Annotated in this window: 23 protein-coding genes; 3 read left to right on the top strand and 20 right to left on the bottom strand. The window is 62.1% G+C overall.

The window, feature by feature from the left end; translation table 11 throughout:
* Positions 1-187 precede the first annotated feature (187 nt).
* From ccoS to ccoN, 8 genes are all read right to left on the bottom strand, one after another.
* Complete coding sequence (ccoS, locus tag MESCI2_RS0104160; protein WP_027035455.1) at positions 188-343, bottom strand: cbb3-type cytochrome oxidase assembly protein CcoS; 156 nt, start codon at positions 341-343, stop codon at positions 188-190.
* Complete coding sequence (locus MESCI2_RS0104155) at positions 340-2,628, bottom strand: cation-translocating P-type ATPase (protein WP_027035454.1); 2,289 nt, start codon at positions 2,626-2,628, stop codon at positions 340-342. The genes ccoS and MESCI2_RS0104155 overlap by 4 nt, the downstream gene beginning before the upstream one ends.
* Positions 2,625-3,122: a FixH family protein gene (locus MESCI2_RS0104150; protein ID WP_027035453.1), complete on the bottom strand. Its 498-nt coding sequence runs from the start codon at positions 3,120-3,122 to the stop codon at positions 2,625-2,627. The genes MESCI2_RS0104155 and MESCI2_RS0104150 overlap by 4 nt, the downstream gene beginning before the upstream one ends.
* Positions 3,119-4,678 carry a cytochrome c oxidase accessory protein CcoG gene (gene ccoG, locus MESCI2_RS0104145; protein WP_027035452.1) on the bottom strand — a complete coding sequence of 520 codons (1,560 nt, stop codon included), beginning with the start codon at positions 4,676-4,678 and terminating at the stop codon, positions 3,119-3,121. Before ccoG ends, MESCI2_RS0104150 begins: the two co-directional genes overlap by 4 nt.
* A 178-nt stretch (positions 4,679-4,856) precedes the next feature.
* Positions 4,857-5,720, bottom strand: a complete 864-nt coding sequence (gene ccoP, locus MESCI2_RS0104140) for a cytochrome-c oxidase, cbb3-type subunit III (RefSeq protein ID WP_027035451.1) — start codon at positions 5,718-5,720, stop codon at positions 4,857-4,859.
* A 2-nt stretch (positions 5,721-5,722) separates the two neighbouring features.
* Positions 5,723-5,872 carry a CcoQ/FixQ family Cbb3-type cytochrome c oxidase assembly chaperone gene (locus MESCI2_RS0104135; RefSeq protein WP_027035450.1) on the bottom strand — a complete coding sequence of 50 codons (150 nt, stop codon included), beginning with the start codon at positions 5,870-5,872 and terminating at the stop codon, positions 5,723-5,725.
* A gap of 12 nt (positions 5,873-5,884) precedes the next feature.
* A complete protein-coding gene (gene ccoO / locus MESCI2_RS0104130; RefSeq protein ID WP_027035449.1) occupies positions 5,885-6,616 on the bottom strand; it encodes a cytochrome-c oxidase, cbb3-type subunit II in 732 nt (243 codons plus the stop codon).
* 11 nt (positions 6,617-6,627) lie between these two features.
* The gene (ccoN, locus tag MESCI2_RS0104125) at positions 6,628-8,238 is read right to left on the bottom strand and encodes a cytochrome-c oxidase, cbb3-type subunit I (protein ID WP_027035448.1); all 1,611 of its coding nucleotides are present in this window, start codon (positions 8,236-8,238) and stop codon (positions 6,628-6,630) included.
* Here ccoN and MESCI2_RS1000000139195 point away from each other — a divergent pair.
* Positions 8,143-8,871, top strand: a complete 729-nt coding sequence (locus MESCI2_RS1000000139195) for a hemerythrin domain-containing protein (protein ID WP_346557996.1) — start codon at positions 8,143-8,145, stop codon at positions 8,869-8,871. The genes ccoN and MESCI2_RS1000000139195 overlap by 96 nt on opposite strands.
* Before the next feature lie 2 nt (positions 8,872-8,873).
* Here MESCI2_RS1000000139195 and MESCI2_RS0104115 read toward each other — a convergent pair whose 3' ends face one another.
* Positions 8,874-9,602 (bottom strand): Crp/Fnr family transcriptional regulator, encoded by a 729-nt coding sequence (locus MESCI2_RS0104115; RefSeq protein WP_027035446.1) that lies wholly within the window; start codon positions 9,600-9,602, stop codon positions 8,874-8,876.
* A 157-nt stretch (positions 9,603-9,759) separates the two neighbouring features.
* On the opposite strand from MESCI2_RS0104115, the gene hemN reads away from it, so the two are divergent.
* Positions 9,760-11,109, top strand: a complete 1,350-nt coding sequence (hemN, locus tag MESCI2_RS0104110; RefSeq protein WP_027035445.1) for an oxygen-independent coproporphyrinogen III oxidase — start codon at positions 9,760-9,762, stop codon at positions 11,107-11,109.
* A gap of 9 nt (positions 11,110-11,118) precedes the next feature.
* Here the strand turns inward: hemN and MESCI2_RS0104105 are convergent, their stop codons facing one another.
* The 8 genes from MESCI2_RS0104105 to MESCI2_RS01000000134210 form a co-directional block, all read right to left on the bottom strand.
* Positions 11,119-11,550 (bottom strand): potassium channel family protein, encoded by a 432-nt coding sequence (locus tag MESCI2_RS0104105; RefSeq protein WP_027035444.1) that lies wholly within the window; start codon positions 11,548-11,550, stop codon positions 11,119-11,121.
* A gap of 896 nt (positions 11,551-12,446) precedes the next feature.
* A complete protein-coding gene (locus tag MESCI2_RS01000000134220) occupies positions 12,447-13,736 on the bottom strand; it encodes an NAD(P)/FAD-dependent oxidoreductase (RefSeq protein WP_032900307.1) in 1,290 nt (429 codons plus the stop codon).
* On the bottom strand, positions 13,729-14,478 hold the full coding sequence (locus MESCI2_RS0104090) for an ABC transporter ATP-binding protein (protein WP_050596456.1): 750 nt from the start codon (positions 14,476-14,478) through the stop codon (positions 13,729-13,731). The genes MESCI2_RS01000000134220 and MESCI2_RS0104090 overlap by 8 nt, the downstream gene beginning before the upstream one ends.
* A complete protein-coding gene (locus MESCI2_RS0104085; RefSeq protein WP_027035442.1) occupies positions 14,402-15,232 on the bottom strand; it encodes an ABC transporter ATP-binding protein in 831 nt (276 codons plus the stop codon). The genes MESCI2_RS0104090 and MESCI2_RS0104085 overlap by 77 nt, the downstream gene beginning before the upstream one ends.
* Positions 15,229-16,224: a branched-chain amino acid ABC transporter permease gene (locus tag MESCI2_RS01000000134215; protein ID WP_081738585.1), complete on the bottom strand. Its 996-nt coding sequence runs from the start codon at positions 16,222-16,224 to the stop codon at positions 15,229-15,231. Before MESCI2_RS01000000134215 ends, MESCI2_RS0104085 begins: the two co-directional genes overlap by 4 nt.
* Positions 16,224-17,174, bottom strand: coding sequence for a branched-chain amino acid ABC transporter permease (locus tag MESCI2_RS0104075; protein ID WP_245270206.1), 951 nt, complete (start codon positions 17,172-17,174; stop codon positions 16,224-16,226). Before MESCI2_RS0104075 ends, MESCI2_RS01000000134215 begins: the two co-directional genes overlap by 1 nt.
* A 150-nt stretch (positions 17,175-17,324) precedes the next feature.
* The gene (locus tag MESCI2_RS0104070; RefSeq protein ID WP_027035440.1) at positions 17,325-18,440 is read right to left on the bottom strand and encodes a branched-chain amino acid ABC transporter substrate-binding protein; all 1,116 of its coding nucleotides are present in this window, start codon (positions 18,438-18,440) and stop codon (positions 17,325-17,327) included.
* Positions 18,441-18,578: 138 nt separating this feature from the next.
* Positions 18,579-19,352 (bottom strand): GntR family transcriptional regulator, encoded by a 774-nt coding sequence (locus tag MESCI2_RS01000000134210; protein WP_197031505.1) that lies wholly within the window; start codon positions 19,350-19,352, stop codon positions 18,579-18,581.
* A 110-nt stretch (positions 19,353-19,462) separates the two neighbouring features.
* Here MESCI2_RS01000000134210 and MESCI2_RS0104060 point away from each other — a divergent pair, with 110 nt between their 5' ends.
* Positions 19,463-20,215, top strand: a complete 753-nt coding sequence (locus MESCI2_RS0104060) for a pyrroline-5-carboxylate reductase family protein (RefSeq protein ID WP_032900306.1) — start codon at positions 19,463-19,465, stop codon at positions 20,213-20,215.
* 28 nt (positions 20,216-20,243) lie between these two features.
* On the opposite strand, the gene MESCI2_RS0104055 is transcribed toward MESCI2_RS0104060, so the two are convergent.
* The 3 genes from MESCI2_RS0104055 to MESCI2_RS0104045 are packed head-to-tail and all read right to left on the bottom strand — an operon-like array spanning position 20,244 to position 22,804.
* Positions 20,244-20,993, bottom strand: a complete 750-nt coding sequence (locus MESCI2_RS0104055; RefSeq protein ID WP_050596453.1) for an SDR family oxidoreductase — start codon at positions 20,991-20,993, stop codon at positions 20,244-20,246.
* A gap of 18 nt (positions 20,994-21,011) precedes the next feature.
* Positions 21,012-21,935: a 3-hydroxyacyl-CoA dehydrogenase NAD-binding domain-containing protein gene (locus MESCI2_RS0104050; RefSeq protein WP_027035437.1), complete on the bottom strand. Its 924-nt coding sequence runs from the start codon at positions 21,933-21,935 to the stop codon at positions 21,012-21,014.
* On the bottom strand, positions 21,935-22,804 hold the full coding sequence (locus MESCI2_RS0104045; RefSeq protein ID WP_027035436.1) for a hypothetical protein: 870 nt from the start codon (positions 22,802-22,804) through the stop codon (positions 21,935-21,937). The genes MESCI2_RS0104050 and MESCI2_RS0104045 overlap by 1 nt, the downstream gene beginning before the upstream one ends.

Genomic DNA, 22,804 nt, shown 5'->3' with positions numbered 1-22,804 from the left:
GAATTTACCTGACCTGACGCGGCGTTTCTTTGCGCTGGCGCAAATTGAAAGAGTTAAACCCGGCAAGCTGCGACTTCGGACACGGCAATGTTGCGCTTTATTCCAGCTTTGGGTCTATTCTAGACAGGGACATGCGGCGGTGTAGTTTTCTGCCTCACCGCCATTATCGGGGCTACTTGGCTTTCGATCAGCAGTCCAGCTTGTCTTCCCGATCGATAAGGACCCGCTCGGCGGCGCCGTCAAGATCTTCGTACTGGCCACTCTTTAAAGCCCACAGGAAGCCCCCCAGTCCAAGCGCACCAAGGAAGAGGGCCACAGGTATGAGGTAGGCAAGGGTTGTCATGAGGACTGTGCCAATTTGGTGATGTCGGAACGCCTGTCGCGCCGAACATTCTTCGCCGGCGAACTTTGCCTGGAATTCTGCAGACGCAGCGCGTTTCCGATCACGAGGAGCGAGGAAGCAGACATGGCGATCGCTGCGATAAGAGGGGTGACGTGGCCCAGGATGGCGATCGGCACGGCGACGGCATTGTAGACGATCGCAATCGCAATGTTCTGGCGGATCAGGTGACCCGCCTTGCGCGAGACGTCCAGCGCGAGAGGCACAGCCAGCAGGCTTTCGCGCAGGAATACGAAGTCGGCCGCGTTGCGGCCAATGTCGGCTGCGGTGGCCGGTGCGATCGAGACATGCGCCGCGCTCAGTGCAGGCGTGTCGTTGAGGCCGTCGCCAACCATCAGAACCTTGTGACCGTCTCTCGCCAGGGTCTCGATGCGTTCGACCTTGCCGGACGGCAGCAGGCACGGAACGAAGTCGTCGACACCCAGAACGTCCGCAACCTCCGAGCAGGCTTTGGCGGTGTCGCCCGACAGCATTTCCACGCACAGACCGGCATTGTGCAGCTGGTCGATGGCTGTTCTGGCGCCGACGCGCAGCGCATCCTCGAAAACAAAGGATGCAACAATCATCCCGTTTTCCGTCAGGACTGTTCCACCGTAGCCATGTCTGCCTTCACCGCCAGTTCGAGCCTTCCAGCCCGCCCATCCGCGTCGGCCCAGCCGCCAGATGCTTCCAGCGGCGGTAGCTTCGATCCCGAATCCTGGGTGCTCGGTGACTTTATCGAATTTGTTCTGGCTGCTGCTAGCGGCAAGGCCCGCAATAGCCTTTGAATATGGATGGCGCGAATGCGCGGCCAGGCCGGCTGCGATTTCCAGCATGGCGGGATCGATCGAGGCCGCGTTGACGAGCCGGGGCTGTCCAAGTGTGAGCGTGCCGGTCTTGTCGAACACCGCCGTGTCGATTGTAGCCAAGCGTTCCATGGCCGAGCCGTCCTTGACCATGATGCCGTTCTCGAACAGGCGCCGCGCGGCGACCACCTGAACGATCGGCACGGCGAGGCCAAGTGCGCAGGGGCACGTGATGATGAGAACAGCGATGGCGATCGTCATCGCCCGGTGCCAGTCGCCTGTCGCCGCCATCCAGCCAACGAATGTCACGAAGGCGGTGAGATGAACCACAGGAGCATAGAGCGCTGAAACGCGGTCGGCGATCCGGCGGTAATGTGCGCGACCGCCCTCGGCGGCCTCCATCAGCCGAACCATTTCCGCCAGGAACGAATCCTTCGCGGCGGCAGTCGCCTCTATCGTCAGCGGACCCGTAAGGTTGAGCACGCCGGCCTGAACGGTATCTTCTGGCGACACGCTTCTGGGCGTGCTCTCGCCGGAGACCAGGGAGCAGTCGACGTCCGATGTTCCACACGCAATCTTGCCGTCGACGGGGATTCTTTCGCCGGCTGCAATAAGCAGTTGCATCCCTGGTTCGATCTCTCCAACCGGCAAATAGTCCCTTGCGCCGTCGCCGCGTAGCACCATGGCGCCACGCGCGGCCAACTGTGACAGCCCCTTCACCGCGGTCCGAGCGCGCTCGCGCATCACGTGATCGAGCGTGCGGCCGATCAGGAGGAAGAACAGTAGCGACACCGACGCGTCGAAATAGGCATGGTCGCCATGGGTGACCGTCTCATAGAGGCTCATGGCGTAGGCTAGTGACACGCCAACAGCGATCGGCACGTCCATATTCATGCGGCCGTGGCGCAGCGCATTCCACGCCGATTTGAAGAAGATGCCGCCGGCGAAGGCGAGGGCGGGAATGGCGATCAGTGCCGAGACCCAGTGGAACAAATCGCGCGTCGCGCCGTCGGCGCCGGACCAGACTGACACCGAGAGCAGCATGATGTTGCCCGCCGCAAAGCCGGCAACGGCGACGGCGCGGATAAGCTCCGATAGCACCTTGTCCTTCGCATCGGTGTCGGCTTCGAACAGATGTGCCTGGTAGCCCAGCCGGCCCAGCGCGGCGACGAATGGTGGTACTTCGTTCCCACGCCAGCGCACCGCGACCCGTTTCGTCGACAGGTTGACACGCGCGTCTTCGACATTCTCGAGCTTTCCCAGCGCTGTCTCAATCGCCTGGATGCAGGCCGCGCAATGAACTGTGGGGACCGAAAGGTCGGTCTGGCGGAGATCATCGCCAAGCGATCGGCTCGCCAGCCTGATCTCCTGGGTGGACGGCAGGACCGATCCGGTGTTGACCAGATCCAGCGCCATTTCGGCGCCCGGTGCACAACAACTCATTTCAGCGCTCCATGGGAAATCATGACCCTGCGGACGTCGCGGTAGGGCTCGGCCGAACCGGCGTCGGCGTCGACTTCGACGATCCAGACGCCGTCCTTCGGCACGTGCTGCGCAGCAAATTCCTGGCCCGAGGCGAGAGCAAGCGTGACGGCTTCGTCCTCCTTTTCGTAGGCGGGATGGCGAAACAGCACCCTGACGCCATGCAACGCAACTGGCTTGCCGGCGCCGTCTGCAAGGCTATAGCGGACCTCGCCCCATGCGATGGTCAGTTTCCCGGTCCAGCCGAGCGCTGCCTGCGCCCGCCCTTCCTCAGCCTTCTTGTTGAACTGCTGGCTCGCTACATAGGTGTTTTCTACAACAAGGCCGGTCCAGCTTGTGTTGGCGAGCGTCGCCATCGTCAGGTTGACCGCGATGACCACCCCGAAAAAGGCAAGGATGATGGCCAACATGTGCCTGCCGGTGAATTCCCGGGGCTTTTGAGCTTTGGCGGTCATCTGGCGATCTCCGGCGCGTTGAAAGTGGCGGTGTATTCGTCCGCCTCGAAGCTCGCTCTGTCCTCGACCCGGAACGTGAAGATCTGCGCGGTGCCCCGGATCTGCTCCGCCGGCTGGCGCACGAAGACCTTCAGCATCTTCAGACGGTCGGGCTCGACTGGAATGGCGAAGGAGCGGCCTGCCGGGATGTCGTCGCCGACGACGCTCATGTCAGCCCCTTGCAGCCCCTGCATCGTGACGACGATCGTCCTTGGCTCGGGGATCATGTTGAGCAGCTTGACGGTGTAGCCATTGCGGATCGAACCGTCGGACAGCGTCACGAACTGCGGATTGCGGTCATGCAGCACGTTCACTTCGAGCCGGTCGCGGGTCAGCAACGAATAGAGCAGGCCGAGGCCAATCAGCGACCACATACCCATGTAAACGTAGGTGCGCGGCCGAAAGATCTTGCGGATATGGAAATGCGAAACCTTATCGGAGAACAGGCCATCAGCCGTCCTGACCAGCGACGGATTGACCGAATTGGCGCCGCCCGCGGTCGCCAGCATCATGTTGGCGTTGTAATCGGAGAGCGTTGCGTAGGAGATCAGCCCACGCTCCTTGCCGAGCTTGTCCATGACGCCGTCGCAGGCGTCGATGCAAAGCGCGCAGGTGATGCATTCGAGCTGCTGACCATCGCGGATGTCGATCCCCATCGGACAGACCGCGACGCAGGCATTGCAGTCGACGCAGTCGCCGACGGACTGTCCTGTGGCTTGCACCTTCTTCGCATGACGCGAACGCGGTTCGCCGCGCCAGTCGTTGTAGGTGACGGTGAGCGAACTTTCGTCCAGCATCGCTGCCTGGATGCGGGGCCATGGGCACATATAGGTGCAGACCTGCTCGCGCATCAGCCCGCCGAACGTGTAGGTGGTCGCCGTCAGGACGGCGACGGTGATGTAGGCGACGGGCGCCGCAGTGCCGGTGAAGAGCTCGCCGAGCAGTGTCGGTGCATCGGCAAAGTAGAAGATCCAGGCGCCGCCAGTCGCCGCGCCTATGACCAGCCAGATGGTGTGCTTGAACACGCGCAGCATGAGCTTGCGCGCGGTCCAGGGACCTGCATCGAGCTTCATGCGGGCGTTGCGGTCGCCCTCTATCGCACGCTCGACGACAAGGAACAGATCGACCCACACCGTCTGAGGGCATGCATAGCCGCACCAGGCACGGCCGACAGTCGAGGTGATCAGGAAAAGTCCAACGCCGGCCATGACCAGGAGACCAGCCACGTAAAAGAATTCCTGCGGCCATATCTCTATGAAGAAGAAGTAGAAGCGCCGATTGGCGACATCGAGCAGCACGGCCTGGTCGGGCGCAAACGGACCACGGTCCCATCGCAGCCATGGCGTCAGATAGTAGATGCCAAGCGTGATCGCCATCACCAGCCATTTGAAGCGTCGAAAATTGCCCGAGGCGCGTTTTGGAAAGATCTTCTTGCGCGGAGCATAAAGGCGCTGACGGATCCTGGCGGAATTGACCGCCTCGGCTTCCAGCCGTTCTACCTGCGTCTTGTCCAGCAACGACTTTTCTCCGCTCTACACGCAGACGGTGATTTGACTGCGTCAGGCAACAATGCCGCCGGATGGACCTGCCCGCGTTGATGCAGGTCAATCTGCGCGCTCCGGAAAAGAGTCGAGGCCCGGCAGGGCCGGGCCTCGTCGCCTGGAAGGTGAAGGGTTGAGAATAGGTCCCCGCTTCCTATTCTCCACCGCCAAGCGAATGGATGTAGACCGCCAGTTCCTTGACCTTGGTTTCGCCAAGACGCGCTCCCCAGGCTGGCATGACGCCCTGCTTGGGTGCTCGAACCTGGTCGGCGATCGCCGTCTCGCCTGAGCCGTAAAGCCAGATCGCGTCGGTCAGGTCGGGTCCGCCCAGCTCCTTGTTGCCTTTTGCGTTGTCGCCATGACAGGCAACGCAGTTGTCGGCGAAGACCTTGGCGCCCGGCTGGATCAGACTTGCATCGTGGACCTTGCCTGACAGGCTGGCGACGTAGGCGCTGACCTGCGCAATCTGGTCGGCGGTGATGATGTCGCCGAAAGCCGGCATTTCCGACAGCCGCGTTTCCGCATCAGTCGCAAAGCGGATGCCATGCGTGATCGTCTGCTGGATCTGCTCGGCCGTGCCGCCCCATAGCCAGTCGTCGTCGTTGAGGTTGGGAAAGCCGGCTGACCCCTGGGCGCCAGAGCCGTGGCACTGCGTGCAGTTGACCTTGAACGCGGCGCCACCGGCGGCGGCGGCGAATTCGCGCAAGGCGTCGTCCGCGGCAATCTCAGAGACGCTCTTTGACTCTACCGCCGCGACATATTTGCCCTTCGCGACTTCGGCCGCGGCCAGTTCGTTCTTGACCTCGTTGCGGCTGGAATAGCCCAGCACACCCTTGGTTGCCGAATGCAGCAGCGGCCATGCCGGATAGGCGATGGTATAGCCGATGGCCCAAACCACGGTGATGTAGAACGTCCAGACCCACCAGCGCGGAAGCGGGTTATTCAACTCCCGAATGCCGTCCCACTCATGGCCAGTGGTTGAGACGCCGGAGATTTCGTCGATGTGCTCGTCGCTCATGATCACTCGTCCTCAAGGGGAATCCGGGCAGCTTCGTCGGCCAACTTGCGGCTGCCAGGGCGCAGCGCGAAGGCAACCGCGCCGACAAAGAAGAGCGCCATGGCGACCAGACCCCAGCTGTCAGCAAACTCCCGCATCAAATTGTATTCCATGAATAAAGCTCCTCAGCGGTAACCGGCGGCCTCGTCGTAGTTCTTGAAATCCACCAAGGTCCCGAGCATCTGCAGATACGCAACGAGGGCATCCATTTCAGTCACCTGTTGCGGATTGCCGTCGAAGTCTCCGACCTTGGCTTTGGGATAGCGTTTCTCAAGGCCGGAGGTGTCGGCATTGGGGTCGGCCTGCGCCTTCAAGTCGGCATTCGCATTGGCGATCATGTCATCCGAATAGGGGACACCGACGCGCGCGTTCGCAAGCAGATGCGTCGAGAAGTCCTTCACCTCGATGGGCGCATCGTTCAGGAAGGCATAGCTCGGCATGACCGATTCCGGCACTACCGAGCGGGGGTCGGCAAGGTGCGCGACGTGCCAGGCATTCGAATAGCGGTCACCGACGCGGGCGAGATCCGGCCCGGTGCGTTTGGATCCCCACTGGAAGGGGTGGTCGTACATCGACTCCGCAGCCAGGCTGTAGTGGCCGTAGCGCTCCACTTCGTCGCGAAACGGCCTGATCATCTGGCTGTGGCAGAGGTAGCAGCCTTCGCGCACATAGATGTTGCGCCCGACAAGTTCGAGCGGCGAGTAGGGGCGCATGCCTTCCACCTTCTCGATCGTGTTGTCGAGATAGAAGAGCGGTGCGATCTCGACGATGCCGCCGACAGTCACCACAAGAAGAGAGCCAATGAGAAGAAGCGTGGCGTTCTTCTCGATGATTGCGTGTCTATCCATCAAGCCCATTTTCTGGCTCCCTATTCGGCAGGCTGAAGGGCGGGAACAGAGCCGGGCATCGGCTGCTCCTCGCGCTGGTATCCAAGGATCGTCATGGCGATGTTCCAGGCCATGATAAGGGCGCCGGAAAGGTACATGGCCCCGCCGATGGCGCGCATGACATAGTAGGGGTGCATGGCGGCCACGGTTTCAGCGAAGGAGTAGACGAGGAAGCCCTGCTCGTCGTATTCGCGCCACATCAGGCCCTGCATGATGCCGGACACCCACATCACCGCGGCGTAGACAACGATGCCGAGCGTCGCCAGCCAGAAGTGCCAGGTGACGAGCCTCAGCGAGTAGAGACGTTCACGGTTCCACAGCTTCGGTACCATGAAGTAGATTGCGCCGAACGAGATCATGCCGACCCAGCCGAGCGCACCGGAGTGCACGTGGCCAATGGTCCAGTCGGTATAGTGGGACAGCGAATTGACCGCCTTGATCGACATCATCGGACCCTCGAACGTCGACATGCCGTAGAAGGCGATGGCCATCACCATCATGCGGATGATCGGATCGGTGCGGAGCTTGTCCCAGGCGCCTGACAGCGTCATCAGGCCGTTGATCATGCCACCCCATGACGGCATCCACAGCATGATCGAAAACACCATGCCGAGCGTCTGCGCCCAATCGGGCAGGGCGGTGTAGTGCAGGTGATGCGGCCCGGCCCAAATGTAGAGAAAGATGATCGCCCAGAAGTGGATGATCGACAGCCGGTAGGAATAGACCGGCCGGTTCGCCTGCTTGGGCACGAAGTAATACATCATGCCGAGGAAGCCGGCGGTGAGGAAGAAGCCGACGGCATTGTGGCCGTACCACCATTGCGTCAGGGCGTCCTGGACGCCGGAAAAGGCGGAGTAACTCTTGGAGCCGAGGAAGGAGGCCGGCATCGACAGGTTGTTGATCACATGCAGCATCGCGATCGTCACGATGAAGGAGAGGTAGAACCAGTTGGCGACGTAGATATGCGGCTCCTTGCGCCTCAGGATCGTGCCGAGGAACAGAACGAGGTAGGCAACCCAGACGATGGTCAGCCAGATGTCGACATACCATTCGGGTTCGGCGTATTCGCGGCTTTCGGTGATGCCGAGCAGGTAGCCGGTCGCCGCCATGACGATGAAGAGCTGGTAGCCCCAGAACACGAACCAGGCGAGATCGCCACCGAAGAGCCGGGCGCGACAGGTGCGCTGTACGACATACAATGATGTGCACAAGAGCGCGTTGCCGCCGAAGGCGAAGACGACGCCCGACGTGTGCAGGGGCCGCAGGCGGCCGAAATTGAACCAGGGCTGGATGTTGAGATCGGGATAGGCAAGCTGCAGCGCGATGACGACGCCGACCAGCATGCCGACGACACCCCAGAACATCGTGGCGATGGCGCCGTAGCGGATCGGACCATCCATGTAAGCGGAAGGATCGACTGCGACTGCCGGGGCGAAATTCGTGTTGCGAAGGAGAATGGCGACAAAGCCGAGCAACACCAAGAACAGCACCCACATATGCTGTCGGAATGGCGCGTCCACGCCGAAGCCGGCAGCCACAAAAGCCGCGAATGTGAAAAGGCTCAAGGCGAAGATGTGCGTGCCGAACTTCATGACATGTCCCCGACGTCGACTCCGATGCGCGGATGTCAATCCGCAGGGACAGCAATTCAGCAGTCACGTCGCCGCCGCCTTGATCCATGTCAAAGCCCGGCGCTTTCGGATTGGGCAGCCTTGGGTGCGCAAACGATCAGGAGGTTGCCGTTGAACTCGGAACAGGGACGAGGATCGTTGCCGTTTCAAACGGGCAGCAACAGCGGCATGAAGGCGGCGTCATCCGCGGTGATGAGACGCGCGCATCTGGAAAAGCTGCAGCTCTGCGCCGCGCTGGAAAAAATCGCAGACACGCTGCCCCGAGTCGATCCTTTGGCATGCCTGACTTTGGCGAACGCAATCGTTCCGCTTCTGCGCGACAGCCACGAATACGAAGAATCGGTTATCTTCCCTGCCTACGAGACCGCCCTGGCCAACAATCGTGATTCAGCCCGGCGATTGCGCGCCGAGCATGTCGAGGACGAATGCTTTGCCGCCGAGGTGACCGAGATTCTGCTGGCCATCGGCCATGGCAAGACCATTGACAATGCCGAAGCGGTTGGCTTCATGCTGCGCGGCTTCTTCGAAAGCCTGCGCCGGCATATCGCCTTCGAGCGCGAGCACGTCTTGCCGATGATTGGATCCGACTATTGATCCTAAGCGCCGGAGCGGCGCTGTAGCCGGTTCAGGTTATCGACTGTTACATGCCGATTGTTCTCGATCCGGATCACGCCATCTGATCGCAACCTGGTCAACTGGCGGCTAACTGTCTCGATCGTCAGACCGAGAAAATCGGCGATGTCGGCGCGGGTCAATGGCAAGTCGAAACTTGTCGACTGGGCGGAGGGGTCGAGCGCGGGGTCGATGTTCCTGGCGATCATGAGAAGAAAGCTCGCCACCTTTTCCGAAGCACTCTTGCGCCCCAGCGTCACCATCCAGTTGCGGGCTTCGTCGAGTTCGTTCAGTGTCTGCTTGAGAAGTCGATGCTCGAGTTCCGGTGATTCCTTCATCATCCGTTCGATAGCGGCCTTTGGAAACGAACACAGGGAAACGGCGGTTGCAGCTTCGGCGTTGATTGCGCTTTCCACCTTGAACGGCCGCCCCAGAAAATCGGGGGCGAATTGAAGGCCGACAATCTGCTGGCGTCCGTCCGACAGGCTCTTTGTGAGCTTCACCACGCCTGAAAGCACGTTCGAATAGCTGTCGACAGCCTCGGTGTCGCCTATCAGTTCTGCGCCCGGTTCAACGGTATGCTTCGATGAGGTCTTGGCCAGGCCCATCAGTTGATCGGGATCGAGCGCGCCGCAAACGCCATGATGGCGCGCTTCGCACGATTGGCAAAGCACGGGAGTGCCGGAACTGTGAACGTCTTGGCGCACCGTCATCTTGATCGTCCAAAGGGTTCCATGTGCCCGCAACGTAACCATCTGCGGACAAAAAAACCTTGTGGCAGTTTGTCCGGGGGCGGCTTTGACCGAAATCAAGGCTGCCGGCGTCCAATTTGACCAATGTCGCGCCATGCAAAGTGGAGCGGATAGGGACATGCGGCCAGAATTAGTTGCCAGACTTGGCGAAAACGTGCCGCGCTATACGAGCTACCCGACAGCGCCGCATTTTAATGCAAGCGTTGACGCTGCCGTTTGTCGTGACTGGCTGCAGGCGCTCGACGAGGGCGACGAGATCTCGCTCTATCTGCACATCCCCTACTGCGACAAGCTTTGCTGGTTCTGTGCCTGCCATACCAAGCAGACACGCCATTACGAGCCGGTGACCACCTATCTTCGTTCCCTGCATGCCGAAATCGCCACCGTCGCCGGTCTTGTTGCAGGCAGGGGCCGCGTGCGTGCTGTCCATTTCGGCGGCGGTTCGCCGACCATGCTCAAACCCGAAGATTTGGTGACGCTGGGAGCTGTCTTGCGCAACAGCTTCGCCATTCTTCCCGACGCCAAGATCAGCGTCGAAATCGAACCCAATGATATGGACGGTGCCCGCCTCGACGCGCTTGCCGAAATCGGCATGACAAGGGCGAGCCTCGGCGTCCAGGATTTCGATCCGAAGGTGCAGAAGGCAATCAACCGCGAGCAGAGCTTCCTGCAAACCAAGACGGTCGTTGACGGCGTTCGTTCGCGCGGCGTCGAATCCGTTAATCTGGATCTGCTCTACGGCCTGCCGCACCAGACCAGGGAGAGCGTCGCGTCTACAGTCGCGCAGGCACTGACCCTGGAACCGGACCGGATCGCGCTTTTTGGCTACGCCCATGTTCCGTGGTTCAAGAAACATCAGACGATGATCGACGAGGCCTGGTTGCCCGGTCCGGCGGAACGGTTTGCCCAATCGCAACAGGCCGCGCAGGCGATCGTGGACCAGGGCTACGAAGCAATCGGGCTCGACCATTTCGCCAAGCCGGGCGATGCGCTGGCGCTTGCGGCCCGCGCCGGGACCTTGCACCGGAATTTTCAGGGCTACACCGAGGATCGTTGCGAAACCTTGATCGGCCTCGGCCCATCGTCCATCAGCCAGTTTCGGCAAGGCTATGCACAGAACATGCCTTCAACCGCCGAGTACGGGCGTATGGTCGCAGACGGCGGGTTGGCCGCTGTCCGGGGGATTGCGTTTTCCCAAGACGACCGCGTTCGCGGTTGGATCATCGAGCGCCTGATGTGCGATTTCGGCTTCTCCGCAATCGACCTAGTGGAGCGCTTTGGCGAGGCCGGCCAAAGACTTCTCGTCAAGGCGAGTTCCACAGCCCTCCACGATCCCGCGCGGTTGCTTGAGCTCGATGGTGACCGCTTCGTCGTGCCGGCGGAAAGCCGTCCCTTTGTCAGGGGCATCGCGGCAAAGTTCGACAAGTATTTTGAAATCGGGAAAGCCAGGCATTCGGTGGCGGTGTGAGCATCGCCGTCAGAAATGCTCGCCGGCCTTGAATGGACCGATGCGGGTGCCCGCCGCGATCAGATAGGCGGTCGACCAGCCGATGAGCAGGAACCCGTTTACGCCCTCGAGCGCCGCCAGGACACGCCACGCATGAGCGGGCACGATGTCGCCGTAGCCGACCGTCGAAAAGGTGATGGTCGAAAAATAGAGTGCAGTCTCGAAGTCGGCGAAGATATCGAGCAACCGGTATAGCCCTGCCCACAGCCACACCTCCGCTGTCATGACGGCGAAGAGCCCCATCACCACACTGATCATCGCGACGATCCGGCTGCGGCGCCCATGCATGCGAAACCGGGCGACGAGGTATCCCATCGCATGCGTGACGGCGATCAGACCAAACGTATGGACCAGGACCGTCAGACTTATGACGATGGTACCGATGAGCAGATTGAGGACCATGCGCGGAACCTAGCCATCCAGGGGCCTTGGTCCTTGTGCGAGATCAAATCCTTCATGGCATGCTGCAAACCGCGACCGTTGAATGTGCGTGTCATATGCGTAGAAAAGCTGAGGATTGCACCCACACGAACGCATTAGTTGCTGTTTCTGATGCTAAAGACCCGTTTCTGCCAATTCGAGCCTCGAAGCGGCCCCGTTCGCTCTCGGCCCCAAAGCAGCCGCGTTCGTCACGGGGTCATCAACGCTTCTGTGGGATGAAGAGAAACCGCGTGCAGGAAAAACTAGTCCTCCTTCTGGTCGTTAGGTTCGCCCGACCATACGAGAGAATACGAAGGAAATGGATTGGCGAACCATCCCGTAACGTATTGATTTCCTATAGGAAACGGCGTCCCTCCGGACCCACCATAGACTAAGTATTTGATTCTGTTGTGTAATTATCGCCCTTTATCCAGAAGCGCACACCTAAACGTGCACCTGGAGCGGGCGATGTATCTATGGCGCAAAGACTCGGGATTCTTCTTCCAGATGCGAATCCCTGCCGGGCAGGTCGCAACCTTGGATCAACCCCTCTCCGGGTATGGCTCGGGGCACTGACAAAGCGCGAGACGAAGCGGCGGGCGACGACGCTCGCGGTCGTGGCAATCGGGGCTGAACGCTGGCATGGACAGGGAGACGCTGACACGCAGCCTGAAAGCCTTGGTGGCGGAGCTTGAAGGACTCCGGCGCGACGAGTTTTCGGCGGGGCTTGGGGGCTCGGTGCTCACAGTGCCGCGCGCATTGGTTCAAATCCTGGAGAGGGACTGCCGCCGCCCCATGACATGAAGTGCCAAGACAACACCTTGGCTGGACCATCAAGCCGCCGGCACAAAAATCAGCATCGTCGGCCTATAATGTCATCAAGAGCTTCGATCCTTGAAGCGGTTCCAGAGATGCATGCGGTTCGCGACCTGCACGGCGACCGGATGGAACGGAACCGGTTTCATGTTGGTGACCGGCAAAGGCATCTGCTCGTCCCGGCGCCGGCCTGCCGCCCAGCGGCCGATTTCCTGGCCAAGTGACATTGCCAATGCCACGCCGCGGCCGGAATAGACGCCGCCAAACACGAGGCCGGGTGCCAGGCGATAGAGGCGAGGTCTGCGATCAGGCACCACGGCAAAGGTGCCATGCCAGTATTCCACGATCGGGGGTTCGCCGCCGAATGCGCGAAAAGCCTTGCCCAGCATGCTCGAGACCTTGGCGCGACCGCGGTCGGCCTCGTCAAACCAGAATGTATGCGTGCCGCCGCTCACCAGCCGGCCGTCGACGTCGTAGTGGAAATAGCGGATGTCGTTGCGCATGTCGGACACCGCGGGGTTGCCGACAAGGATCTGGGTGCGCAGGCCTTCCGGCAGCGGGTTTGTCGCGGCCTGGAAAACCTTGAACGGCATCAGTGTCTTCTTCAGCCCAGGCCAGAGGTCGCCGGTAAGCGCATTCGTGGCAAGCACCACTTCTGGCGCCGTGACGCTTCCCGTTGCGGTGAAGACGCGCCAGCCGCCTTCCACCTTCTCGATGCGAGACGCCGGGGCGTTCTCGAAGATGGTCACGCCTTCGCGCTCAAGGGCGCCGGCAAGGCCAATAATCATGGCGAACGGATTGATGTGGCCGGAATTGTGCACCATCCAGCCGCCGAGATAGGGGCTGCCGATGCGCGCGCTGGCCTCGGGCCGGTCAAGCCAGGAGACATTGGCGCCGAAGGCTTTCCACTCTTCGTAGAACTGGCGCGCGCGGGCAAGCGTGGTGTCGGTGTGAGCGGGCTGGATCCAGCCTTCCTGAACCTGGTGGGCGTCTATGTTGAAGCGCTGCATCAGGCCGAAGGCGACGCCGGCCGCATCCGCAACCATGCGATTGTAGCGCTCACCGATCGTCTTGCCGTAGACTGCCTCGAGCTCCGCCGGCGAGGCCTTGGAATGGTGGGAGATGACAAGGCCGTTGTTGCGGCCCGACGCTGCCGATCCGATTTCGTTGCTCTCAAGCAGGATGACATTGACGCCGCTGTCGCGCGCGCCGAGTGCCGCGGCCATGCCGGTGAAGCCGCCGCCGACCACCAGCACGTCCGTCTTCAGGTCGCCTTGCAACGCCGGTGCGGCCGGGCGTCTGTTCGCGGTCTTGCGCCACAGATGCGGCGTCTTCCAGTCGACCTCAAACATGAAGGACGTCCTCGCTGGCGCCGCCGAGATAGTGTTCCCTCAGGGCCGAATGCGCGGCCATTTCCTGCGCCGGGCCATGCAGCTTCACCTTGCCGGTGTTGAGCAGGTAGGCGTAGTCGCCGCATTCGAGCGCCAGCTGAACGTTCTGCTCGACGAGCAGGATCGAAATGCCGTTGCGCGACAGGTCGAGAATGATGCGGAAGATCTGGTGGACGATCTTCGGGGCAAGGCCGAGAGACGGCTCGTCGAGCATCAGAAGCTTCGGCTCGGCCATAAGCGAGCGCCCGATCGCCAGCATCTGCTGCTGGCCGCCGGACATGCGGCTTGCCATGCCGTTGCGCCGTTCCTTGAGAACAGGAAACAGCTCGAACACCTCGGCGCGCAACGCCTCGAAACTCTTCCCGCCGCGACCGATATGGGCCGCGACCAAGTTTTCCTCCACAGTCAGGCGCTGGAAGATCTGGCGGCCTTCCGGGCAGTGGGTGATGCCGAGACGCACGACCTGTTCGGGGCGCATCCCGGTGATGTCGCGGCCTTCGAAGGCGATGCTGCCGGCGGTGGGCCGCGCCACGCCGGAGATGGAATTGAGCAGCGTCGTCTTGCCGGCGCCGTTCGGACCCAGGATGACGACGATCTCGTGCGGATCGACGTCAATGCTGATGGCCTCAAGAACGCCGACGCGCCCGTATCCCGAGCTGAGCCCGGCGATCCTGAGCAGCGGCCCGGATGTCGTCGATGTCATTGGCGGTTCCCAGATAGGCGAGTTGGACGTCGGTGCTTGCCTGCACTTCGGAGGGCGTGCCCCGGAAGAGCAGCTTTCCGTGATGCATGACGATGATGCTGTCGCAGAGCGTCATGACGAGATCCATGTCGTGCTCGACGACGATCATGATCCGGTCGGGCGAACGCAACGCGGTGAGTTTTGCCGTCAGTTCCGCCGTCTCGTGGTGGTTCAATCCGGCGGCGGGCTCGTCGAGCAGCAGGACGCGCGGATTGGCGACCAAGGCGCGGGCGATCTCCAGCATGCGTTGTCGGCCATAGGGCAGGCCCCCGGCATCGACGTCGGCGTAGCCCTGAAGGTCAAAAAACCGCAGGATTTCCATGCATTTCTCACGCCGGCGCCGGCGCTGGGCGTTGGCATAGGGTGGCCAGATCACTTCCCTCCAGGCGGCCGCAACCTCGGCGGGATAGAAACAGACTTCGAGGTTCTCGATCGCCGACATCTGGTCGAAGAGGCGGATGTTCTGATAGGTGCGGGCAATGCCCGAATTGGCGATCTGGTATTTCTTGAGTTTGTCGAGACGCTTGCCGTCGAGCGTGATCGAGCCCGACGACACTGTGTAGGAACCAGCCGTCATGTTGATCAGCGTCGACTTGCCGGCGCCATTCGGTCCGATCACGCCGTGGATCATGCCGGGAGCGAAGTCGGTCGACACGCCGTCGATGGCGACGACCTCGCCATACACCTTGCGAAGGCTCTGAAAGACCAGCGTCATTTTCCGAAAAGCCCTCGGATCAGTTTCTCCGGCCCGAAGCTGCGCGGCACGATGCCGGCCGGGCGCGCGATGATCAGCGAGATCATCAAAAGACCGAGGAAGAGGATGCGCCATTCGGCGAATTCGCGCAGCAGCTCCGGCAGCAGGATCAGGATTGCCGCGCCGGCCACGATGCCGAAGATGTTGCCGATGCCGCCGACCACGATCATCAGCACGATCAGCACCGATTCCTGCAGCGTGAAGCTTTCCGGGCTGACGAAACGCTGCGATGCGGCGAAGATCGCGCCGGCTATGGAACCGATCGTGGCCGAGGTGGCGAAAGCGGCAAGCTTGGCATTGGTGGTGTTGATGCCGATGCCGCGCGCGGCGTCCTGGTCCTCGCGGATCGCCGCCCACGCCTTGCCGAGGATGGAGCGCTCGAGCCGCCAGACCACGGTGCCTACGATGAGCACGGTGATCAGCAGCAGCCAGAAGAAGTCGATCGGCCGGGCAATCTGGATGCCGAGGATCGACGCCTTGTCCAGCCGGGCAATGCCTTGCGGCCCTCCGGTCAGCCAGTCGAGATTGTTGATGATGATGCGGATGATCTCGCCGAAGCCAAGTGTGACGATGGCCAGATAGTCGCCGCGCAATCGCAACACCGGAATGCCGAGCAATATGCCGGTGACCGCACCCAGGCAGGCGGCGACGAGCAGGATGAGCAGGAACGGCATATGCAGGCCGAGCTGCGGGCTTGCCAGCAGTCCATAGCTGTAGGCGCCGACCGCGTAGAAGGCGACGAAGCCGAGATCCAGCAACCCGGTATAGCCGATCACGATGTTCAGGCCGATGCCGAGCAGGATGTAGATCAGCAGGCTGTTGAGGACACGGACATGGTAGTTGGGCAGGAAGGGCGTGGCCACGATCAGCGCGATCGCGATGGCGAAGACGAGCCAGGAGATGGTCCGGTTCGCAGGCGGCCGGGCCGCGGCGAGAGTGTCGGCGGCGGCCATCAGAATTCCCTCTTGTACACGATGCTTTCCTCGGAGACGGCCTCGCCGAGTATACCGGCAGGACGGACCAGAAGCACGAGTATGAGGATCGCAAAGGCGAGAACGTCGCGATACTCGGTGCCGAGCACGCCGTTTGTGACAATGGGCAGCAGCGCGGTTCCCCACACTTCGATGAAAGCCAGGATGAAGGCGCCGAGCATGGCGCCGGGGATCGAGCCGATGCCGCCGAGGATGGCCGCGGTGAAGGCCTTCAGCCCGATGACCGCGCCCATGCTGGGCGACATGATGCCATAGTAACTGGAATAGAGGATGCCGCCGGCAGCGCCGAGAAGCGGCCCGACGAAGAACACCATCGAGATGGCGCCGTTGACGTTGATGCCCAGCAGCTGCGCGGTCGGACGGCTTTCCGACACGGCGCGCACGATAATGCCGATACGGCTCCGGTTGACCAGGACATGCAGGCCGAACATCAGCACGAAGGCGGCGATCAGGATGCCGATCTGCATCAAGGTGATGGTGCCGCCCATCACCTGATAGCGGACGACGGGGAAGAAGCTGGGAAAGGCAACCGGCTGTGGGCCGGCCAGGATCTGCACCCCGGTGACGAGCGACAATGAGACGCCGAGCGAGGACAGCATCGGCGCGAGCCGGGTGGAGCTTCTCAGCGGTTTGTAGGCGACCCTTTCGATGCCGACGCCAATGAGGCCGACGAGGAAGATCGCCACGAGAAAGGCCACGGTCAGCGCCAGCGCGCCCGACATCCCGACATCGCCGACCAGCAGGCTGAGCGCCAGAAACGCTACATAGGCGCCGAGCATGAACATCTCGCCATGGGCGAAGTTGATCATGCGCAACACGCCGTAGACCATGGTGTAGCCGAGCGCGATCAGGGCGTAGATCGAGCCGATGGTCAGCGCATTTACCGTTTGTTGGATAAGATTTCCCAGCATGGGCCGGCGTCCTGTGCCTGCAACCCCATGGACCGGTCGAACCGGGAAGGGGAATGGTCGACGTGGCCGCCCGTACTTGCGGCAGGCACGCCCGTCAACAGGTGAAGGAGCCGCTTCGCGCGTAGCGATGCGGCTCCGGCGGTCTGGCTGCTATTTCGAACCGACGAGATGGAAGCCCGTTCCCTCCACCTTGTAGAGGTAGGATGGGGCGACTTTGAGTTCGCCGGTTTCGTCGAATTCCAGCTCGCCGACGACGGTCTTCGCCTTGACTGCATGCAATGCCGCGTTGAGGTCCTCACGCGTGAGGCCTTTCGTCGTCTTCAGCACCTGTTCCAAAATCTGGCCCTGTACATAGCCGTAGATCGAATACGGGCCGGCTTCCTCACCATACTTCGCCTTGTAGAGTTTGGCGAAATCGGCGATCTCGGGGGAGGCATCCATCGGCGGCACCTGGATCGCGACAAGCGTGCCCTGGACATTGGCTTCGCCGGCCTGTTTGATGAGGTCCGGCGTGTAGCCGCCGTCCGGCACCATTAGCACGGCGGCGATACCTTGCTCGTGCATCTGCTTGGCAAAGAGCGCCAGCTGCGGCATGACGGCGCCGAGATAGATCGCATCGGGCTTCTTGGACTTGATCTGGGCCAGCACAGCGGTGAAGTCCACGTCGGACGGCGCCACGGCAATGGTATCGAGGACCTTGCCGCCGCCGGTTTCGAAGTTCTTGGCGAAGATTTCGGAAATGCCCTGGCCGAAGACCTGCTTGTCGTTGACGATCACGGCAGTCTTGGCGCCGAGCTTGCCCAGCGCATATTCGGCTGGCAACAATGCGCCGGCCAGATCGTTGGCCACCGGGCGCACCATGAACTTGTAGCCCTGCTTGGTGAGAGACGGATTGGAGCCGAAGGTCATGGTCGGCAGCGTGCAGTCTTCATAGATCGGCAGCGTCGACTGGGCGACGCCGGAATTGAAGTTCACCAGGCCAAGCACGACCTTGTCATTGTCGCAGAATTTCTGGGCGACGAGCGTTCCCTCGCGCGGGTCGGCCTTGTCGTCCTGCTGGTCATAGGCAATGGTGACGCCATTGACGCCGCCATCGGCGTTCAGCCTGTCGACGTAGAGCTTGAAGCCATTGTGCCAGGTGCTGCCGAAATAGGCCTGCGCGCCCGAGAGCGGCGCGGACATTCCGACGGTAATCTGCTCGGCCATGGCCGGCGCTGCAAAAAGCGAGGCGCCGAGAAGAAGTGTGGCGATAGTTTTTTTCATCATGGTTCCCCTTAGCTGCTGACTACGACAGGGGAGGCCGTTGCGGTCTTCTTCCCCGTGTAAGCCCATCGAAGCAGACAAAGGGATCGTCGTCAAGAAAGTGTCGACACTATTGCGTTCAATTTTGTGCTCAGATATCGATTATGCGTCGCGAGCCCTTCGGCGACGCTTCAGCTCGGCGCCATTGTCGGGCGCGAAAACCTTGAGCAAGGCGTCCTTGAGCGCTTGCTGCGTGGCGGAGACGGTCATTTCGATATGTTCGCGCAACAGTTTCGTGCCGTTCTCGGCATCGCGCTTGACGGCGGCCTCGACGATGGCCGAATGGGAGGTGATCTGTGCCTTGTCATGCGAAGGATGTTCGATCTGGATGCGGCGGATGAAGCGGATGCGCGCATTGATGGAGCTGAGCTGGCCGACAAGTTCGGGATTTCCGGAGAGTTCGGCGATGAGCAGATGGAAGCCTTCGTCCTCGGCCAGGATGACATCCGGCGGCTGGTCCGGGTAGGCGTCGACGATCGCTTCCCAGTAGCTCCGCAGCCGGTCGATTTCGCTGTCGTCGGCGCGCTCGCACATCAGTTTGAAAGCAGCGCACTCGATGATCGAGCGGAACTCGTAGAGATCGAGCAGGCCCTCGGTGCTGAGGCTTCTGACGAAAAAGCCTCGATTGGGGGTGAGCGAAACGAAACCCTCGGAGGCGAGCCGGTTCAGCGCCTCGCGGATCGGTGTGCGCGAAACGCCGAGGCTGCGCGAAAGCTGGACCTCGTTGATGCGCTCTCCGGGCTTCAGCTTGAATTCGACCAGGAGCTTGCGGATGGTGTTGTAGGCGCGTTCGCTGCTATCGGCAGCGCGGCGCGTCTCCGCTTCAGCGGCAAGGGACGGGTCGCTATCGGCACTGGTCTCGGCTCGTTCGGTCACGACGGTTCTCATCTGATTTGTATGCAGGTTGTGTCGACACTTTGTAGAGCGCCTTTCTTTCCCAACTTCGTGTGAATGGCAAGCAGCAGGTTCAAATCCGGGGGACAACAATGATTGTAGGCATTCTTGGGGTCGGGCATCTGGCGACGTCCATGCTGGCTGGGTTCTTGCGTTCCGGGCTTGATCCCGCGGCGATCGTGCTGTCGCCGCGGGGCAAGGCGGCGGCACTCTCCGCCCGGCACGGTTTTCGGCTGGCGATCGACAATCGCGACCTCGTCGAACGGTCCGATGTCGTCATTGTTGCGGTGCGGCCCGTGCATGCGCCGGACGCGGTCGCTGGCCTGCCGTGGCGCACGGACCAAACAATGGTTTCGGTTTGCGCCGGCGTAGCGCTATCGCGGTTTGCTGTCGCGCCTGCGCGCGCGGTGCGCGCCATGCCGTTCACGGCTTCCGAAATCTGTGCCAGTCCGACGATCTATTTCCCCGACCTCGAGCAGGCGCGGGCGGTCCTCGACCGGCTTGGCCCCTCGATCGCTCTGGCCAGCGAAACGGACTTCGAGTTGGCGACGGTCAATGCTGCCATCTATGGCTGGGTGCAGGATCTGATCCGCAGGACGACTGAATGGTCGAGCGCGCGAGGTCTCGATCCGGCAATTGGCCGCCGGCTGACGGCGATGACGTTCGTGGCCGCCGGGCGGCTGATTGAGGAGAAAGACCAGCCGATGCATCAGATGCTCGAGGAGCTGGTGACACCGGGCGGCATCACCGAGCGGGGTCTGCAGGTGCTTTCGGCGCGCGGAGTGCCTGCGGCCTGGCAGGAGGCCTGCACGGCCGTGCTCGACAAATTGACCGAGCCGGACTGAGGCGCCGCGTCGCTGACGCCACGCATGCTCATCGTTGCGGCGCGGGCGGATAGGTATGGCCGCCGGGCGCCTGTTCGCTCGGCGCGACGGTCAGTTCGGCGATGTCGACATGATCCGGCATCCGCAGCGCGGTAGCAAGCACGGCGGCAATGTCGGCCGGGCCGAGCGGCCGCTGTTGCGAGTACATGCGTTTGTGCAGGCCCTCGCGGTCGCCGTCGAAGGCCTTCAGATAGAAATCCGTTTCCACACGGCCCGGGGCGATCTCGGTCAGCCGCACGCCGGTGCCCGCGAGATCATAGCGCAGGATGCGGCCGGCCTGGGAAAGGCCGGCCTTTGCCGCACCATAGGTCGCCGTGCCTGGAAAGACGCCACTGGCCGCCGTGCTGGTCAGGTTGAAGATATGGCCACGCTTGCGGGCGATCATGTCCGGCAGCAACATGCGGATGAGCTGCAAGGGTGCGGTGAGGTTCAGCGCCACCACCTCGGCTGTTTCCTCCGCGCTCTGTTCGTGCAGGGGGCGCACGGTCGCCAGACCGCCGGCATTGTTGACCAGGACATCGATTTCCGCCGCACCGAGCGCAGAAGCGATCGCCTCGTTGTCGCGCACATCGGCGACAAGCGGTTTCACGCGTGGCCCGAGCCTCTCCTGAAGGGCCTGCAGCGCGTCATGGTTGCGCGCCAGCGCATGGACGGTCAATCCTTCCGCGATCAGGCTCTCGACGATTGCAGCGCCGATGCCTTTCGAGGCGCCGGTGACGAGGGCGGTGCGATAGGTCATGGCCATTCTCCGTGACGGTTAGAGTGCACCGTGTGCGGCCACTGTTTTCAAAATGCCGACCAAGCCAGCTTCGCGCGCGGCCTTCAGTTCCTCGTGGCTGCGTCCGCCCACCGCCGCATTTGTCGAAGCCGTGATCGAGCGGATGGTCTCGCTGTCAAGCTTTGCGTCGAGCAGCGTGTCCCAGATCGCCTGATAGGTCGGGCCATATTTGCGCAGGAAGTCCTCGATGCTATCGGCGTTGAGGCTGTTGGAAATGAACGAACCTTGCAGGGTCCATTTCGCGCCCGGCCCATACATGAAGGCACGATCCACGTCCTCGACCGAGGCGACGCCGTCGCGCACCAGAGCGATTGCCTCGCGCCACATGGCGCCCATCAGGCGCAAGGCGATATGGCCGGTGACTTCCCGGTTGAGCGTCACCGGTTTCTTGCCGATGGCCTCATAGATGGCGTGCGCCCGGGCGATCGCCTGTGGATCGCACGTCTTGCCGCCGACGATCTCGACCAGCGGCATCAGATGCGCCGGGTTGAAGGGATGGCCGAGCACGACGCGGCCGGGCAGGCGGCACTCGCCCTGCATGTCGGACACCAGCAGGGCCGAGGAGGAGGAGGCGATGACGACCTCGTCACCGATATGATCTTCGATCTCGGCGAGCAGCCGGCGCTTGAGGGCCAGGTCTTCCGGACCGTTCTCCTGCACGAAATCGACGCCTTCGAGCGTCTCGGCGAGCGTCGGAAAAAGATGGATCTCGCCGGGCGCGTGCGAGGTTCCTTTCAACGCATCGAGGTCGGCCATGAGTGCAGGCAGCACCTCATTGAAAGCCTGTTCGCGCCGCTCAGTCGGATCAAACACGCGCACCGTGTGGCCGGCATGGGCAAAGCAAGCCGTCCAGCGCTGCCCGATGACGCCGAAACCCACAATGCCGATGGTCAGTTTTTGCATCACCCGGCCTTCCTGCCGTCAAGCGCTGCGCGGAAGGCCTCGTTGAGGTCGTTCCACGGGATGAGAAGATCGAGCCAGGCGCCGATCCGCCCGGTAGCCAGGATCGCCTCGTCGATCAGCGCACCGAACGGATAGTTGCCGTCCATCGCCGCCTCGAGCCGGAAAAGCAGGGCAGGCGTTTCCTCCATGTGGCAGAAATCGCGCAGCCGGGTCGCGGTCTTGTCGAGCGCGATTGCTGCCGCCTGGCGCAGCACCAATTCGTCCTTCCGGCCGCGCTCGGCGCGGATCCACCAGAGGAATTCGTGCAGCACCCGCGCTTCTGATTCCGCGGTGAAGACAGGCCCTGCCGGGTGCATGATGGCGCGTGATGCGGTGACCCGGCTGATGTCGGCGGGACAGGACACCCACAGCGCCTTGCGAGCGGCAATGATATCCTGTGGCAGCGACGATGGCGGCGAAGGCTCGGACACGCCGCCATCCGACCGGACAAGCGTGCCTTCCAGAATGCGGCGGCCCTGGTCCTGTTTCAGTGTCGCGGCAAGTTCGGCAATGCCTTCCACCGGCGCGTCGAGATGGCCGAGAACGGTGATCTCGGCATTCTCCGCCTGGAGCGGCGCGAAGGTGATTTCGAGGAACTGCCGCACCGGCCAGTAGATGAAGGCGCCGGCGGTCGCGGAAAGCACATGCGTAGCACCCTCGATATCCTCGACGAAGGGAGCATGCCAATAGATATGGCTGCCGGCGATCTTCGGCGTGTGCAGCTGCAGACGCATCGGCAAGGCCGAAAGCAGCGCGCGGCGCGTGCGCTCGGCATCGCCAGTCAGGCGCAGCGGCCAGCTGCGCCCCTCGGCAGAGAAAATCAGGTCCAT

Origin of the sequence: Mesorhizobium ciceri WSM4083 (assembly GCF_000519305.1) — a bacterium.
In the GTDB taxonomy this organism is placed as follows: domain Bacteria; phylum Pseudomonadota; class Alphaproteobacteria; order Rhizobiales; family Rhizobiaceae; genus Mesorhizobium; species Mesorhizobium ciceri_B.
The sequence above is the reverse complement of the archived record's forward strand: the minus strand, read 5'-3'. Positions and strand labels throughout refer to the sequence as shown.